The organism is Ruegeria sp. CL3 (assembly GCF_056536505.1).
Window position 1 is genome coordinate 278,230 of the sequence record NZ_JBQFPT010000004.1, and the last position, 15,505, is coordinate 293,734.

Consider the following 15,505-nt stretch of genomic DNA (forward strand, 5'->3'; position numbering starts at 1 on the left):
CGTCAGCCGCCCAACCGGCGCAACAGCTCAACCGAAGGCTTGCCGGTAACCGGCAAACCATTGGCGCGCTGGTAACCGCTGATCGCGGCTTCGGATTTCTTGCCGATCACGCCGTCCGCGCCTTCTGTATCGAACCCGGCCGAAGTCAGGCGGCGTTGCAGCTCTTTGCGGTCTTCCAGCGTGAGCCCTGTTTCATCCGGTCCGAACGACGCCTTGAACGGGCCACCTCCGGCGATTCGGTCGGACAGATGGCCCACACCGATCGCGTAGCTGTCCGAGTTGTTATAGCGCTTGATCACGTTGAAATTGCGGAACACGGCGATCTTTGGGCCGGGAACCTGCGGCTGCAAGACCGCGACGGGCGTGCCGGAAACGGTGCCGACCTCTCCGCCCCAGGGCTGACCACGCACCCAACCCGCGCGCGACAGATAGGCCGCGGTTGAAGCCAGTGAGTCCGACGGATCCTCGGACCAGATATCGCGTCGCCCATCACCGGTGAAATCGACCGCATAAGCCAGATACGAGGTCGGAATGAACTGCGTATGCCCCATCGCGCCCGCCCAGCTGCCGGTCATGTTGTCCGCCGAGGTGTCGCCCGCCTGAATGATCTGCAAGGCCGCGATCAGTTGCTTTTCGAAAAACGCACCGCGCCGCCCGTCATAGGCCAGCGTCGAGGTTGCCGAGATCACAGGCACATCGCCGCGGCGTGCTCCGTAGCGGCTTTCCAGCCCCCAGACGGCCACGACGACCTCTTTGTCGACGCCATATTGCGCCTCAATCTGCGACAGAACACCGTTATGGCGTTGCAGCATCTGTTTGCCGGTGCTGATCCGCTCATCCGAGGCGGCGATGGCCAGATAGTCCTCAAGCGAGCGTTTGAACTCGACCTGATTGCGGTCTCGTTCGATCACGCCGGGCAGATAGCCTGCCCCCTGAAACGCGCGGTTCAACGTGGATTGTGAGATGCCCTGCGAAGAAGCACGGGATTTGAAACCGGCCACCCAGGCATCATAGCCCGCATTGGAAACAGGCTGCATTCGGGATGCAGGCGCGCGCGCCGGTGTGGTTGCATCACTGCACGCCGCCAAAAACGCCGCACTGAGGCCGATTGAAAAACTGCGTCTATTGATCATGACTGAAATCTGCTCTGGTTTGTGATTTGCTTTAGCGTAGCGCAGTCCGTGCGCGCAAACCAGAAAGACCGGTCACAGTGACCGCCAAAAATGCCGTTCGGCAATTGGCCGCCTAGAGCATTTTGCGTTTCACTTTAGGTAAGATCATCGAAATGCGCGTCGACCGTGGGGAGAAGCAGCGTATTTCGATTCAAATCAAACGCAAACGATCTAGCTAACCAGCAACCGCAAGCCTTGTGTCACGTCCGAGCGGACCGCGAGGCGCAGGCCCGGCTCGTCCCCCGCTTTCAGCGCAGCGATGATCAACTTGTGGTAATGCGGTGGCTCGGTGCGCCGCAAACGGCCATAGAGCGCACGCATGGTCGGCCCAAGCTGAAGCCAAACAGTTTCCGCCATGGCCAGCATTGCAGGCGCCTGCGCACGCAGGTAGAGCGTCCGATGAAATTCTAGGTTCGTTCGGATATAGCCCACCGCATCGCGCTTGGTCACCATCTCGGCGACGTTCATATTGATGCTTTGCAATCGATCGATCAGCGCCATATGCGCCCGAGGCAAGGCACGGCTGGCCAGCTCAACCTCCAGCAGCGCCCTCAAGGCGGCCAGCTCTTCGATCCGGTCATTTGTCAGTTCAGGCGTCGAGACGCGCCCCGATGACGACAAAAATAAAGCCCCTTCAGCCGCCAGTCGGCGCACCGCTTCGCGCGCAGGCGTCATCGAGACCCCGAATTCCTTGCCGATTCCCCTGAGTGTCAAAGCCTCGCCTGGGGCAATCTCTCCGTGCAGGATGCGCGATCTCAGGGTGCGATAGACCCGATCATGCGTTGCGATGCTCGAATCCGTGGGCCGTGTCGTTATCATGGCCTCATGTGATCACAAAATTCGGTGACGTCAACTCGCTGGCCCGTCAAATCGGAAGCGATGTAACACGGCTCCGTTGTCCCTCAACCAGCGACGCGGTGTATCATAGGGACCGAAAATACGCTCCACCTGCGCCCAAAAAGCCGGCGAGTGGTTCATCTCCGCCAGATGCGCCACCTCATGCGCAGCGACATAGTGCAGAACTTCGGGCGGAGCCAGAATCAAGCGCCACGAGAACATCAGCCCCCCGTGGGAACTGCACGACCCCCAGCGCGACCGCGTGTCCCGCAACGACAGGGTCGTATAGGACCGGCCCAGAATGGCGGCGTAGTCATCACAGGCCTCGCTCAAACGATCCCGCGCAAGTTCTTTGAGGAAGCGGGCCAATCGACGCCCCTCAGCCCCTGCCGGGACAGCCACCGTGTCCGCGCCCAACTGAACGCGCCGACCGGTTGCCAGGACGATTCGGCGTTCAACGCCTTCGACAGGGATCAGGCCGCCGACGCGTACGTCTTCCCTCTCGGGCTGACCCGCCAGGTTCTGGCGGATCCAATCTTCCTTGCTACGCGCGAAGTTCAACGCCTCGACCTCGGGCACGCCGTTTGGATAAGTCAGGGTAACTCGTCCGTCCAATTGGGAAATCCGCAGACTGATCCGTCGCGCCCGCGCGGATTTGCGCAGCGTCAGCGGCACTGGCGGCCTGCCCGGCAAAGCGTGTTCCCCCATATCCCGTCCTCTTCCGCGCAAAGGCTTTGACAGCACCCGCCGCCTGTGGCAGGTGAACTGAATCTTTTAGACGACTCACCTGATATCAAGGGGATTTGACATGCCCAAGGAAGAATGGGGCGTAAAGCGCGTTTGTCCGACCACCGGTAAGCGGTTTTATGACCTGAACAAAGACCCGATCGTCAGCCCCTACACGGGCGAGATCGTGGAACTTGAAACCGGCAAGAGCCGGATGATCGCCGCCGATGCCGAAGATGCGGCAACCAAGAAAGCGCGCGAAAACGCATCCGAGGATGATCTGGTTCTGGATGATGACGACAATGTCGACGTCGACCTGGATGACGATCTGCTGGACGATGATGACGACGGCAATGATGATGTTTCGCTCGACGACATCAAGGACATGTCGTCGGAAGACGAAAACTGATCCGATACGGGGGCGGCCACTGGCCGCCCTTTTTCGTAGCGAGAGACGGCGCATAGTTTTTTGCAGATTTCTAAATTTGCTCTTGCACTCGTGCGCGCTGTCTCATAAACGTCCGCCCACTGCTTCGGCAGTACCCGGAAGGGGCCTTAGCTCAGTTGGGAGAGCGCTTGCATGGCATGCAAGAGGTCAGGGGTTCGACTCCCCTAGGCTCCACCATTTTTCTCCTCAGTTCGAATTCACTCGCAGTCACACGGCTTTGTAAACAAGGCCTTTGTCGCGCCAGTCTTTCTCACCCCCAAGGAAACTCGGGCTCTGCCAGAGGTCCCATTGTGGGGGTCTGTGCGGGGTTCGCCAGTGAGAAAGTATGCAAGATGACCAAACTGACTGACAAACAAATCAAGGCCGCGAAATCCGGCGACAAAAAGATCAAGCTGGCAGATGGCGGTGGCTTGACGCTGATCGTTCACCCGAAAGGCGGCAAGAAATGGGTCTGGCGCTACAGGGTCGATGGTAAGCAGCGTGAGATGACCTTGGGCTCCTATCCCTCTTTCGGCCTCAAGGACGCGCGCCAGCGCGTCGAGGCGCAGAGGAACTTGCTGGACACTAAAATCACCCCCGACGTGGCGGAGACCGTAGACTTTCCGCAGTACTTTCGGCCAACGTAGTAAACTACTCGGGCCAGATAAAGGCGGATGAGAACAAAACTCTCAGCGAACTCCGTGTCCTGCGTCGAGAGTTATTCGATCCATTGGTTAGTGATCATCGCGGCAATATCGTAAAGAGGATGGGCGATGGATGGATAGTCGAGTTTAACTCGGTCTCGAACGCTGTGCGATGCGCCCTCGATCTACAAAGCCAAGTGTCAGCTCAGTCTTCACTTAAGCTGCGAGTAGGTGTTCATTTGGGAGATGTCGTATTCGACGAAGAAGATATTTTCGGAGATGGCATCAATATTGCCGCTCGGTTACAAGAAGCTTCCAACGAAGAGGCCGTGTTAATTTCCAACGTAGTCTATCGCAGCCTTGGCGAGAGGCTCGCTGAGCAATTTCACCGCGCTGGAGCACGGCAGTTTAAGAACGCGTCGTCGCCAGTCGAAGTATTCCAATGGTCGCCACCTGGCTTCGCTCCACCGCGCTTGACGCCGGCTATTCACTCGAAGTCATTGCTGATCGGTGTCCTACCCTTTGACCGTCTTTCTTCTGACCCCGATCAGGAATTTTTTGCCGATGGCATTACCGAAGAGGTCATCACCACTCTGTCAAAACTGCCGAACTTACTGGTCGTCGCGCGCAATTCTGCTTTCGTCTACAAAGGGCACTCGGTGGACGTGAAATAGGTCGGACTGAAACAGGGCGTCGATCTTGTTCTCGAGGGAAGTGTTCGCCAAAACGGTAATCGTGTGCGGATTACTGCTCAGCAAATCGATGCGAAGTCCGGAATGCACATTTGGGCAGACCGGTATGATCGCCTCATAGAAGACGCATTCGAAGTTCAAGATGAAATTGCCCTCAGGATAGCAACCGAGCTTCAAGTCGAGCTCTTGGTGGGTGAGATGGCCCGTTTCAGAGGTTCGGGGGCTAAAAATCTGGATGCCTGAACTGCTCAATTGCAAGCCGTGGAGGCTTCGCGCAGAATAACAGAGGAAGCACAGGCCGACGCTCACCGGTTTGCGCAAAAGGCAATTTCTCTTGATCCTAACTGCTCTGCGCCACATTGTAATTTGGGGTTCATTTGTACTTTCGAAGCAAGGCACGGCTTTGTAACAGACCGAAGTGCTGAGCTGGCAGAGGCACGTGAATGCGTTCGGCGTGCTCTGGAAATAGACAGCTATAACCCAGAGGCTTACGCAATTGCAGGTTTCGCGGATGCAATAGATGGCAAGCTTGTTTCGGCTATAGAGAAGTTCAATGAAGCACTGGAGCTAAATCCAAACCATGCTGATTTGGCTGCAAGTTTGTCGATTACATTCGCATTCAATGGACAGGCAAAAGAAGCTATCCGCGTGGCGCGGCAAGCCACTACCTTGAACCCTCACTATCCAGGTTGGTATGCAGGCGTTCTGGGTTTAGTCCTTTGACTTGACGGTCAATACGAGGAAGCCAAGGAAGCTGTCACCGGATATGGTCAAAGGGTAGAAGGCTTTGGTCACCTCGACCTCGTACTCGTCCATGTAGAGTCGGAGAACCTTGAGGCCGCTCGCGATGAAGCACGGAATGTGATGAAAAACCGTCCTCAATTTTCCATATCGGATTGGGCGAAAACTCAGCTTTTCTCTGATATAGTAAGATTGGAGAAAGACTGCGCGTCTCTGCGTTTGGCCGGCTCGCACGAGTAAGTGTAACGCTGATTTACGGCACCTCAATTTTTCTTGGAAACTGATACCATTGTGTCCGCTTTGAGCTCGAAGCAATCGTTGGTGGCTTAGTGCATCAATGACCGCTGTGCGGACAACGCCGCCATTCAGCTTCAACGACTGATCCCTCAGGATAGAGCAGTCTCCAAACGTTCCAACGAATTCTGCGGCCACACCTCATCGAATTTGTAGAATTCCTCGAAGATAGGAATTTCCTCGCTGAGTGGCACCCAGGCCTGTTTGCTGCTCGTGAAAATCTGTGCATCCGGAGGACATTGATCCGGGTTGTCCAGTGTTCCAACGCGCACGTACCTTAGCTTTCCAAGGCGGATCATGTAGCTGCTAAAAACGGCGACGCCGCAATCCCTACAGCGCGTAATAATCTGACCTTTCCCGCTTGGAGTGGAAAGCTCATTTTCGGTGATTGGCCCTTTGCACGTCACGCGATCAGCCTCAATGATGGCGTTCAAGACGTAGGCTGCTCCGGTTTGTCGCTGACATTCGCTACAGTGGCAGCAATGCACGAACATGGGTTGTGATGTCATCTGATACGTTACGGCTCCGCAGCCGCATTTCCCTTTGATCATTATTTCCCCCGAGTTGTTTCCTAGCGTTCCAGCCATGGCCCTTATTGGACCAGCTCATAATGCTTGATAGAACGCGACTCGACCAATTCGGCCTCAGCCGGATCGATATGCGAGCTCTGGTAGTTTTCGCCGACAAAAGCCTTTAGTGATTCTAGGTTTTCCCACACCATGACAAAACTGAATTCTCGTGGTGTGTCAGCACGTGCGGTACCAGGAAACACTTGAACGATGCCCTTAGTACCTCTCATCAAGGGTATAGCTGTTTCATGGAAGAACTTGCAGAACTCTTCCTCTTTGCCTGGCCGAGTCACGACCTGAAAGATGCGCATTATCATTCGTCCTACCTCCGTAAAGTACGGTTCCTGAATGTATGAGCGCCTCTGGTTCTATGACCATATCACTTTGTTAGGAGCGTGTCTGCTTTGGGCTCAATGCTGCTGTTCAGCAGAATTCAGAGAATGACCTCTTTGCGGACTTTGCGTCCATCCGCACTATCAATGCATAGGCCCGCATCCAGCCCAAACCAGACCTTCAATTCCAAGCATGGTGACTTCCGAGATGCGGACAAAGCGACAGTTCGCTGCGGCTGCGCAGATGTCCGCTCCCGTGCGGCGATGCGAAGAGGATCGTTTTTGTCACTCAGGACCTTTCAACCAATTCAAATCACGACGGCACATACTCTACCATGCGCACCGTCCTACTCAAATGTCGTCATGTGTTTTTTGGTACAGCTTCAATGCGCAAGAGCCAAACGTTTAGAGATTCTTCGCAGCATATTCCTGACAAACATCGCATCTTCGTGCATGATAAAAAAACAGGCAGACTTTTTTGCCTTCCTGGAAGTGCTTGAAATCTCAAGAGGCGCGCTTTGGAAATATTGGTTAACGGCATAAACACGGTTCTTTGGAATTACGTATTGATCTACGGACTTCTTGGGACGGGTATCTTTTTTACAATTCGTCTTGGTGCGCTTCAGTTTCTCCATTTTGGGGAAATGTTGCGCGTCCTGACGTCTGCGAAGAGCACGGACAAAAGAGGTATTACTCCTTTTCAAGCGCTGACAGTAAGTCTGGCTTCCCGCGTTGGCACTGGAAACCTTGCTGGCGTAGCGGTAGCTCTGACCTTGGGAGGTCCAGGCGCAATCTTTTGGATGTGGATCGTGGCATTGGTTGGAATGGCCACCGCCTATTCCGAAAGCACTTTGGCCCAACTCTACAAAGTCACATCTTCCAACGGAAGGTTCAGAGGAGGTCCCGCGTTCTACATGGCCAACGCCTTGAACGCTCCTTGGGCTGGAGTCATTTTCTCGATCTGCCTGATCGTCAGCTTTGGTTTGGTTTTTGTCGCGGTCCAATCCAACTCGATTGCTGAAGCATTCGAGGGCGCGTTCGGGTTAAACAAATTGGTCGTTGGCATAGCACTGGCCGCTGCAGCAGCGGTAGTCATATTCGGCGGCATAAGAACCATCGCAAAGTTTGCAGAGATCGTTGTACCGCTCATGGCGGGTCTCTACCTCTTGCTTGCCTGTATTGTCGTAGTCCTGAACATTTACGAAGTACCCGCTATGTTGTGGTCGATTGTTGCAGGTGCATTTGGCCTTCAGGAAGCTGCCGGAGGCGTGACAGGAGGCGTCATGGCTGCTGCGCTTAACGGTATCAAACGGGGGCTTTTCTCCAACGAAGCGGGCATGGGCTCAGCACCAAACATTGCAGCGGTTGCAACACCTGATCCCCATCACCCTTCCAGCCAAGGTTTCGTCCAGGCATTTGGGTGTTTTGTGGATACGATTTTGGTCGCAACGGCAACTGCCCTGCTCATTCTTCTGTCGGGCGCAGTCGAAATTGATGGGCCTACCGGAATGCGACTGACTCAAGACGCGGCGGCGGTCCACTTGGGCGAAATCGGCCGCCACTTTATCGCGATTGCCATCGTCTTCTTTGGCTTCACATCTATACTTGGCAACTACTCCTATGCCGAAAACGCAATGACGTTCCTAAAATTGGAAGGCAAATTGCCGATTTACATCTTGCGATTGGGCTGCCTTTCAATGGTTGTCTGGGGCGCTGTGCAAGCTGTTGCCACAGTGTTCAACTTCGCGGATGCGGCCATGGGAATAATGGCGACCATCAATTTGGTAGCAATAGTGCTGCTCTCTGGCACCGTCTACAAACTAACGGTGGATTATTTCTCGCAACGCCGACAGAACCTTGAACCTCGCTTTGTCGCAAGCAAATTTCCCGAACTGAGTAAGGGCGTAGATCACACTGTCTGGACGGAGGAGATCCATGCCGACACTCAAAACCACTGAAAGCGAAAAGCTTCAGGAAGTCTTGGACGATATCGCAGATCGCATTGCCGGCATGTCCGAAAGGGGGAAGGTAGCACAGTATATTCCAGAACTCGCCACAGTTGATCTGAACCAATTCGGTATTGCCGTTGCACCAATCAACGGTCCGCTAGTGTCTGCTGGGGACGCGTACACGCTGTTTTCGATCCAGAGTATCTCAAAAGTGTTCTCGCTTACTTTGGCGCTGCAAAAGGTTGGCGCCACCTTGTGGCAAAGAGTTGGCCGAGAACCTTCCGGCGATCCGTTCAATTCGATCGTTCAGCTTGAACACGAGCGTGGAATCCCAAGGAACCCGTTTATCAACCCCGGTGCGATCGTAGTGGCCGATGTTCTGCTCGAAAACCGTTCTGCTGACGACGCTATCAACGACCTCTTAGCGTTGTGCCGAGAGCTTGCAGAAGACAACTCGGTTGAGGTTGATGTCTCGGTTGCAGATTCAGAGATCCGAACCGGTTCCAGAAATCGTGCGCTTGCCCATTTTATGCAGGCGGAAGGCAACCTTAAGGCTCCCGTAGAGGATGTTCTGTCGCTCTACTTTCGACAGTGTAGCATCGCCATGTCTTGCGAACAGCTGGCGCTAGCAGGTCGTTTTCTTGCGGCGGCGGGTCAAAATCCGGCCACCGGCGCCACAGTATTATCAGCGCAAAGAGCAAGAAGAGTTACTGCGCTCATGATGATGTGTGGATCCTACGATGCTTCGGGCGAATTTGCCTTCCGCGTTGGCCTTCCAGCGAAAAGCGGCGTTGGCGGCGGAATCCTGTGTATTGTACCTGGTATCGCATCTGTTGTCGCCTGGAGCCCTGGGCTCGATCAAAAAGGCAATTCCCATTTAGCAACAATCGCCTTTCAAGAACTAGTTCGCGCCACGGGGTGGTCCATTTTCGGACCAAGTGTATGACCCGGATTGGGTGAACCGGTTCCAAATGCATTTAGTTCCACTTCAATGACCGGCAGAGGACACAACTGAAGTCAGACCGGCATGGGTGGCGGCGATGTAAGACGAGTGATCCGAGAATAGGTTTACAGCACTTTGAGCGGCGATCATCTTTTCATGGACAGAAGCTTAGAAAGCCCCCTACCCGCCTCAAACCAAGTTCTTATGACAAGACTGCTCCAAGGGTATCTTCTCGGCAATCAACTCGCGCGACTTGTTATCCACTGGTTATAAGCCTTAACCAGATTTTCGGGCAAGACCGAAGCGCTGCTGTCAATCACTCCGCTTTCTTCAAACTTCCGACTAGGCCTGCCTCACAGAAACTCAAAAGGTTCAAGGTCATGCTCTCGCGATCCGCCTCGCCAATGTTTCCGCTTAGGGCCAAAATTCGCCACTGCGACGTACACAGGGCGAGCATTGAAGACACGGCAAACACCAACGCGCCCGCAACTCGTTCTGGACTAGCCTCAGGGTGTTTTGAGCACAGCTTTTCTACAACCCTCATGGCCACAGGATCAAAGTGTGTTTGAGCCAATTCTCTCCACCGCGTATCAGCTGAGACAATCGCCACTATTCGTGCATAAGCAAGCCACTGAGGATCTCCGCTGAAGGCTCGCGAAACGAGCGGCAGCATGAAGGCTGACAACAAATCACCGACCCTCCAGTCCGTCTGTGTGTCCAACAATTCAATTCTTGAGAGTCGCTCTTCAGAGAGTTCGGAAGCTCGACGCGCCACTATGCGCTCGAACAACTCTTCTTTAGGGCCCCCGTGAAAATTCACATTGGCCTTTCGAACACCTGCACGTTCAGCAATGTCTCGAATTGAAGCGCCTTCGAATCCCCTCTCGGCAAAAACCTGTTCTGCAGCGTCGAAGATTCGTTCTCTCGCTGCGACGGATCGCTGCGACGGAGCTCTTTTTCTTTCTTTTACAGCATGTTGTGGCATCTCAAAAACCAGTTTGCCTTATTTGGAACGTTCGTTCAAGATAAATACTGCCGCAGGAGGAGACGCGAATGGAACAGGCGCAGGTGAGAGCGGGCCAGCTGGTTGAGGCAAAGGCCCGCCCCGAAGAGTGTTTTGCTTTGATCGGTGCGGGGCCAATGGGCCTTGCAATGGCAAAGACGCTTGTCGAGCAGGGAGTTTCATTTCAAGGATTTGAACTGGCCGATGATGTGGGTGGTCTGTGGAACATCGATGCACCTCGGTCCACGATGTACGAGACCGCCCATCTCATTTCTTCCAAGCGCATGACGGAATTCACCGATTTCCCGATGCTAGAGGATACGGCAGAATATCCGTCACATCGCGAAATGAAGGCCTATTTCCAAGACTTCGCAAAAGCGTTTGACCTGTATCTGCACTTTCATTTCGGAGCCGAAGTTCTGAAGACCGAACCATTGGAACGCGGCGGATGGGAAATAACCTGGCGAGACAAGACCGGCACCCGTCATATCCAAAATTTTGCAGGGTTAATGATTGCCAACGGTACGCTGTCGGAACCTAACATGCCGGATTTCCAGGGTGAATTCACAGGTGAGCTCATCCATGCGTCCGAGTACCGCTATCCCACCCAATTTGCCGGTAAGCGCGTTCTGGTTGTTGGCGCGGGCAACTCCGGTTGCGACATAGCGGTCGATGCCATTCACCACGGCGTAGCATGCGACCTCTCTATGCGCCGCGGGTACTACTTTGTTCCCAAATATGTCTTCGGCGTCCCTGCCGACACAATGGGGGGCAAGATCCGCCTGCCCATGTGGCTGAAGCGAAAAGTCGATGGCGCGATCCTGAAATGGTTTGTCGGTGATCCGCAGAAATACGGGTTTCCGAAACCGGACTACGCTCTTTACGAGTCGCATCCTGTGGTCAACTCCCTCATTCTGTTTCACGCGGGGCATGGCGACCTGAAGGTTCGTCCGGATATCGAGCGTTTGGACGGCAAAACCGTTCATTTCCGCGATGGGACCTCGGCTGAATATGACATGATACTGGCCGCGACCGGGTATAAATTGCACTACCCGTTCATCGACAAGAAACATCTGAATTGGAAGGGTTCTGCGCCTCACCTCTACCTAAATTGCATGCACCCAGAACGAGATGACCTGTTTGTTCTTGGCATGGTCGAAGCATCGGGACTGGGCTGGCAAGGACGTTATGAGCAGGCCGAAATGGTCGCTCGCTACATTTCCGGATTGCGGTCAGGCAACTCCGCGGCGCAGGCAATCCGCTCCACCAAGTCCGATGGGTATGAGAGAGCAACAGGAGGTATGAACTACATCGACCTTCCGCGCATGGCCTACTACGTGGACAAGGCGACCTACCGGAGAGAGGTAACGGGCCAAATCGCTGCACTCAAGGCGGCCCAAGCATGAACGGAATTGATCAGGTCGCGCTAAATTTTGATGCCGGAAATCTTAGAGTTCTCAATGCCATCCTGGCGATCGTCATGTTCTCGATCGCGTTGGATTTGCATACGGACGACTTTCGGCGCATTGCAGGTGCACCCAAGCCCCTCATTGTCGGTCTTGCGTCGCAGTTTCTAGTACTTCCAGCGCTTACTTTTCTTATGATTGTCGCACTGCGACCGATGCCATCTGTAGCGATGGGCCTTATCCTCGTTGCTGCGTGCCCTGGTGGGAACATATCAAATTTCATGACCCACCGGGCGAAAGGGAATGTGGCGCTATCGGTTTCAATGACCGCTTTCGCGACGGTCGGAGCCATCGTTGTCACGCCGGCAAACATTGCATTTTGGGGTAACCTATATGGCCCGACACGCGAAATCTTGCAGCGCACTGAAATCGACCCTGTCGCCGTCGCAATAACGGTCGGGTTCATGCTGATCTTACCTTTAGTCCTTGGGATGCTAGTAAACGCGCGGTTAAAACCAGTAGCTGATCTCATCCGCCGCCCAATGCAGTGGCTCTCAATGGCCATCTTTATTGCCTTCATTGTGCTCGCGCTGGCAGCCAATTGGGCGAACTTCCTTCAGGTCGCCGGAGCGGTCATAGGTCTCGTTGTTGTCCACAATACGCTGGCATTCCTTGGAGGGTACACAACGGCAACGATCACAGGGTTGTCCGAGCGGGATCGCCGTTCAGTTACCATTGAAACAGGTATTCAAAATTCGGGGCTGGGGCTCATCCTGATCTTCGCCTTTTTCGGAGGGATGGGAGGTATGGCTGTTGCCGCTGCTTTGTGGGGCATATGGCACGCGATTTCTGGCTTGGTTCTTGCGGGCTTTTTCGCAAGGCGGGAGATTCCGGTATGAAACGCCTTCTCATCACTGGCGCTGCTGGTGCAGTCGGAACAGCGCTGCTAAGTCGTCTGGCGCATAAGGACAACTATGCCGTCATAGCTACGGATATCCGAGAACCAGCAAAATTGCCGCCTAACGCGCGGTTCATCAAGATGGATGTGACTAGTAGCGACCCACACGACATCATCATGTCAGAACGCCCCGACACGGTCGTGCATCTTGCTTCGATTGTAACCCCCGGGCCAGACACAACGCGGGACTTTGAGTACCAAGTCGATGTTGAGGGCACTCGCAAAGTACTTGATGCCGCCATTTCCGCGGGAGTACAGCGACTGGTTGTTACGTCCTCTGGCGCGGCTTATGGCTATCACGCCGACAATCCAGCGCTATTGCGAGAAACGGACGCAATTCGCGGCAATCAGGAATTCGCCTATTCTTGGCACAAAAGACTGGTCGAGGAGATGTTGGCAGGCGCGAGAGAAACAGCCCCGGAATTAGAGCAAGTCGTATTGAGGGTTGGGACGGTTCTCGGGAACCATATCGAGAACCAGATAACGTCTCTGTTCCAAAAGCCTCGCCTACTTGGGCTGAAAGGTTCTGAGAGCCCCTTTGTCTTTATATGGGACAAGGACCTGGCAGAAATACTGCTGCGCGCATCGACAAACGGGCCTGCGGGAATTTTCAACGTCTCTGGCGACGGTGCGCTTACTGTTTCCCAAATCGCCAAGGCCATGGGCAAGACTGTGCGCTGGTTGCCGCCAAAGTTGGTCAAGATGGCACTGGCCGTGGCCCGACCCGTAGGGCTTTCTCGCTATGGTCCTGAACAAGTTCGATTTCTGCAGTTTCGGCCAGTGCTGGACAACACTGCACTCAAGGTGAAGTTCGGCTATCAACCCAAATACTCAAGCGCCGAAGCATTTGAGCTCTGGTGGGAGCACGCGAAGTGAAAAGAACTGCAGTCATAACTGGTGGTGCTGGCGGCCTGGGACAAGCTTTATCTGAAGCATTGCGAGAACAAGGTTGGCATACCGCTATCATTGACCTGCCAGGTCCGCGCCTGGACGCTTTGGTGAATGACGAAGATCTAAGTCTCTACGCTTGTGACCTCACAAAACCTAAACAGTGCGCAGATATATGCACTCAGATTTTGAAGGATAGACCTTCAATTGACATGGTTGTTTACAACGCAGGGGTCACACAAATCTCTGCATTTGCCGACAGTGACATGAACTCCCATCGCGACCTTTTTGAGATCAACTATTTTTCTGCAATTGAGTGCGCTCGGCACTTCTTACTTCCACTAAGAAAGTCCAAGGGAACGCATCTGGCGATCTCATCAGTCGCGGGATTTGCACCGCTTTTTCGTAGAACGGCCTACGCCGCCAGCAAGCACGCAATGGAAGGGTTTTTTAAGTCTCTGAGAGCCGAGGAAACCTGTCACGGCGTGTCCGTTACGATTGCCGCACCTTCCTTTGTTGCAACGAACATTGGGCAAACCGAAAAAGATACTAAGGGTTTCGCCCGTCCGGGTTCCGCAACTGACGGTGTTGACTATATGACGCCACAAGACGCAGCCCAGATCATTCTCCGCGGGTCTCGAAACCGAAAAGCATTTGTGCCCGTTGGTCGAGTTGCAACTCTATCGAACGTCATGAACCGGCTAGCTCCAACGCTCTTCTTCCGCCAAATGATGCGCACAATTGGAAGGAGTTAGTTTTCGAAGGGTGCTGTCAGACGAATTCGGACTAGTCTCACCTAAGCCAGTAGAGCTATCCTTCATGCCGGGGCAAGTTCGCGTCAATCGGCGAGAGCAGCAGCGCGTGTAAGCTTGAAGGCACCTCGGCTGGTGAGAGACCGCTCCTGGTTAAAGTGGTTGTAGAAGGAGGAGTGAATGGCGGCGAATTTCTGTAATCTTTGCATACGCCAAAAACGCTGCATCCCGCATTCTTTTCCTCAATGTCATTCGTGCCACCGACTATCGACCTTCCTGCTTCCAATCCAGCCCGAGACAAAACTATGACCGTTTAGAAATGCCAAAAGTGGTCATTCTGGCTCATTGCAGCATCCCACAAAATGGGCTCGGTGCGGTCATTCGGCTCAATTCCGTAAACGACTGAGTTGCGGACAAAGCGGAAATCGCAAAGCATTTCTACTGGTCATTGCCGCCGCTTACTTGGCAAAGCCGCTGCCGCGGTGCGGCCGCCAAAGCAGCCGTTCGCTGTGGATGCCAGAACCTAGTTCAATAAAACTCGCTGCTTGCGGGACAGCTGTTACGTCACTTTTCGGTTCAAACGGCACTGAACGATCGGCAGAAATTTGTTCGCGCTACTTTTTTCGGGAAAGCAAAGCCTTGGATTACTATTCCAAGTAACCTTGTCACTTCATCCGCAGATTGGTGACACCCTCATTCGGTGCGCGGTCAGAAAAACTCTAGCTTTCAGATCATTGAACAAAGACTATAGTCGTCACGTTAAGCCGTTAGGCAGCTCCTCGCTCCACTTTCGCAATTCGTCGAGAAATCCAAGCGCCGTACCACCAAACTCGGTGATGGAATATTGAACGGAAATAGGGGCGGTATCCATTACTTGCCTCGCAACCAAGCCCTGCTCTTCTAGCTGGCGCAGCCGCTCGGCAATCATCTTCTTACTGGCCCCGCCAATCATGCGCGAAAGATCGTTGAAACGCACAGGTCCATCCTTTAGATGCCACAAGATCGAACCTGTCCACTTTCCGCCAATGATCCGCATACCGCGCTCGATTGCACATGGCTCATGACACGCCTCTGAGACATGTCGGCGCCCTTTGGCATCCTCATTAACTCGCGCCCGCATCATCGTCCTTTAGCTCAGACAACCAGGTTACCAAAAGTATACTAGTTGATTT

17 protein-coding genes, 1 tRNA gene and 1 pseudogene are annotated in these 15,505 nt (G+C 54.0%); 11 read left to right on the plus strand and 8 right to left on the minus strand.

The window, feature by feature from the left end; genetic code table 11:
• Positions 1-2: 2 nt before the first annotated feature.
• The 3 genes from ACR0NO_RS07850 to ACR0NO_RS07860 all read right to left on the minus strand — a co-directional run bounded on the left by ACR0NO_RS07850 (position 3) and on the right by ACR0NO_RS07860 (position 2,717).
• Entirely contained in the window at positions 3-1,133 is a 1,131-nt protein-coding gene (locus ACR0NO_RS07850; protein ID WP_480723536.1) for a lytic murein transglycosylase, read from the minus strand.
• Positions 1,134-1,343: 210 nt separating this feature from the next.
• Entirely contained in the window at positions 1,344-1,991 is a 648-nt protein-coding gene (locus tag ACR0NO_RS07855; protein WP_170377611.1) for a GntR family transcriptional regulator, read from the minus strand.
• Between the two features lie 30 nt (positions 1,992-2,021).
• Entirely contained in the window at positions 2,022-2,717 is a 696-nt protein-coding gene (locus ACR0NO_RS07860) for a M48 family metallopeptidase (RefSeq protein WP_480723537.1), read from the minus strand.
• Positions 2,718-2,817: 100 nt separating this feature from the next.
• On the opposite strand from ACR0NO_RS07860, the gene ACR0NO_RS07865 reads away from it, so the two are divergent.
• The 5 genes from ACR0NO_RS07865 to ACR0NO_RS07885 all read left to right on the plus strand — a co-directional run bounded on the left by ACR0NO_RS07865 (position 2,818) and on the right by ACR0NO_RS07885 (position 5,221).
• Positions 2,818-3,144 (plus strand): TIGR02300 family protein, encoded by a 327-nt coding sequence (locus ACR0NO_RS07865; RefSeq protein ID WP_170377607.1) that lies wholly within the window; start codon positions 2,818-2,820, stop codon positions 3,142-3,144.
• Positions 3,145-3,284: 140 nt separating this feature from the next.
• Positions 3,285-3,360: transfer RNA gene (locus tag ACR0NO_RS07870), tRNA-Ala, on the plus strand.
• A 155-nt stretch (positions 3,361-3,515) separates the two neighbouring features.
• A complete protein-coding gene (locus tag ACR0NO_RS07875) occupies positions 3,516-3,809 on the plus strand; it encodes an Arm DNA-binding domain-containing protein (protein ID WP_480723538.1) in 294 nt (97 codons plus the stop codon).
• Between the two features lie 59 nt (positions 3,810-3,868).
• On the plus strand, positions 3,869-4,480 hold the full coding sequence (locus tag ACR0NO_RS07880) for an adenylate/guanylate cyclase domain-containing protein (protein ID WP_480723617.1): 612 nt from the start codon (positions 3,869-3,871) through the stop codon (positions 4,478-4,480).
• A 270-nt stretch (positions 4,481-4,750) separates the two neighbouring features.
• Positions 4,751-5,221, plus strand: a complete 471-nt coding sequence (locus tag ACR0NO_RS07885) for a hypothetical protein (protein WP_480723539.1) — start codon at positions 4,751-4,753, stop codon at positions 5,219-5,221.
• 404 nt (positions 5,222-5,625) lie between these two features.
• On the opposite strand, the gene ACR0NO_RS07890 is transcribed toward ACR0NO_RS07885, so the two are convergent.
• Together ACR0NO_RS07890 and ACR0NO_RS07895 are read right to left on the minus strand one after the other, a co-directional pair.
• Complete coding sequence (locus tag ACR0NO_RS07890; RefSeq protein ID WP_170469340.1) at positions 5,626-6,084, minus strand: GFA family protein; 459 nt, start codon at positions 6,082-6,084, stop codon at positions 5,626-5,628.
• A gap of 41 nt (positions 6,085-6,125) precedes the next feature.
• Complete coding sequence (locus ACR0NO_RS07895) at positions 6,126-6,419, minus strand: antibiotic biosynthesis monooxygenase family protein (protein WP_480723540.1); 294 nt, start codon at positions 6,417-6,419, stop codon at positions 6,126-6,128.
• Positions 6,420-6,952: 533 nt separating this feature from the next.
• Between ACR0NO_RS07895 and ACR0NO_RS07900 the strand changes: the two genes are divergently transcribed.
• Together ACR0NO_RS07900 and ACR0NO_RS07905 are read left to right on the plus strand one after the other, a co-directional pair.
• Entirely contained in the window at positions 6,953-8,392 is a 1,440-nt protein-coding gene (locus ACR0NO_RS07900; protein WP_480723541.1) for an alanine/glycine:cation symporter family protein, read from the plus strand.
• Entirely contained in the window at positions 8,370-9,329 is a 960-nt protein-coding gene (locus ACR0NO_RS07905; protein ID WP_480723542.1) for a glutaminase, read from the plus strand. The genes ACR0NO_RS07900 and ACR0NO_RS07905 overlap by 23 nt, the downstream gene beginning before the upstream one ends.
• Before the next feature lie 313 nt (positions 9,330-9,642).
• Here the strand turns inward: ACR0NO_RS07905 and ACR0NO_RS07910 are convergent, their stop codons facing one another.
• Complete coding sequence (locus ACR0NO_RS07910; protein WP_480723543.1) at positions 9,643-10,311, minus strand: TetR/AcrR family transcriptional regulator; 669 nt, start codon at positions 10,309-10,311, stop codon at positions 9,643-9,645.
• 68 nt (positions 10,312-10,379) lie between these two features.
• On the opposite strand from ACR0NO_RS07910, the gene ACR0NO_RS07915 reads away from it, so the two are divergent.
• From ACR0NO_RS07915 to ACR0NO_RS07930, 4 genes are read left to right on the plus strand one after another with little or no spacing between them, the layout of a single operon-like run.
• Positions 10,380-11,735 carry a flavin-containing monooxygenase gene (locus ACR0NO_RS07915; protein WP_480723544.1) on the plus strand — a complete coding sequence of 452 codons (1,356 nt, stop codon included), beginning with the start codon at positions 10,380-10,382 and terminating at the stop codon, positions 11,733-11,735.
• Positions 11,732-12,634, plus strand: a complete 903-nt coding sequence (locus ACR0NO_RS07920) for a bile acid:sodium symporter family protein (RefSeq protein ID WP_480723545.1) — start codon at positions 11,732-11,734, stop codon at positions 12,632-12,634. The genes ACR0NO_RS07915 and ACR0NO_RS07920 overlap by 4 nt, the downstream gene beginning before the upstream one ends.
• Complete coding sequence (locus ACR0NO_RS07925; protein WP_480723546.1) at positions 12,631-13,569, plus strand: SDR family oxidoreductase; 939 nt, start codon at positions 12,631-12,633, stop codon at positions 13,567-13,569. Before ACR0NO_RS07920 ends, ACR0NO_RS07925 begins: the two co-directional genes overlap by 4 nt.
• Entirely contained in the window at positions 13,566-14,336 is a 771-nt protein-coding gene (locus ACR0NO_RS07930) for an SDR family NAD(P)-dependent oxidoreductase (RefSeq protein ID WP_480526050.1), read from the plus strand. The genes ACR0NO_RS07925 and ACR0NO_RS07930 overlap by 4 nt, the downstream gene beginning before the upstream one ends.
• A gap of 83 nt (positions 14,337-14,419) precedes the next feature.
• Here ACR0NO_RS07930 and ACR0NO_RS07935 read toward each other — a convergent pair.
• Both ACR0NO_RS07935 and ACR0NO_RS07940 read right to left on the minus strand, forming a co-directional pair.
• Positions 14,420-14,572, minus strand: a pseudogene (locus ACR0NO_RS07935) (IS6 family transposase); the annotation flags it as partial.
• Positions 14,573-15,087: 515 nt separating this feature from the next.
• Positions 15,088-15,456, minus strand: a complete 369-nt coding sequence (locus ACR0NO_RS07940) for a winged helix-turn-helix transcriptional regulator (protein WP_480668328.1) — start codon at positions 15,454-15,456, stop codon at positions 15,088-15,090.
• Between the last annotated feature and the right edge of the window lie 49 nt (positions 15,457-15,505).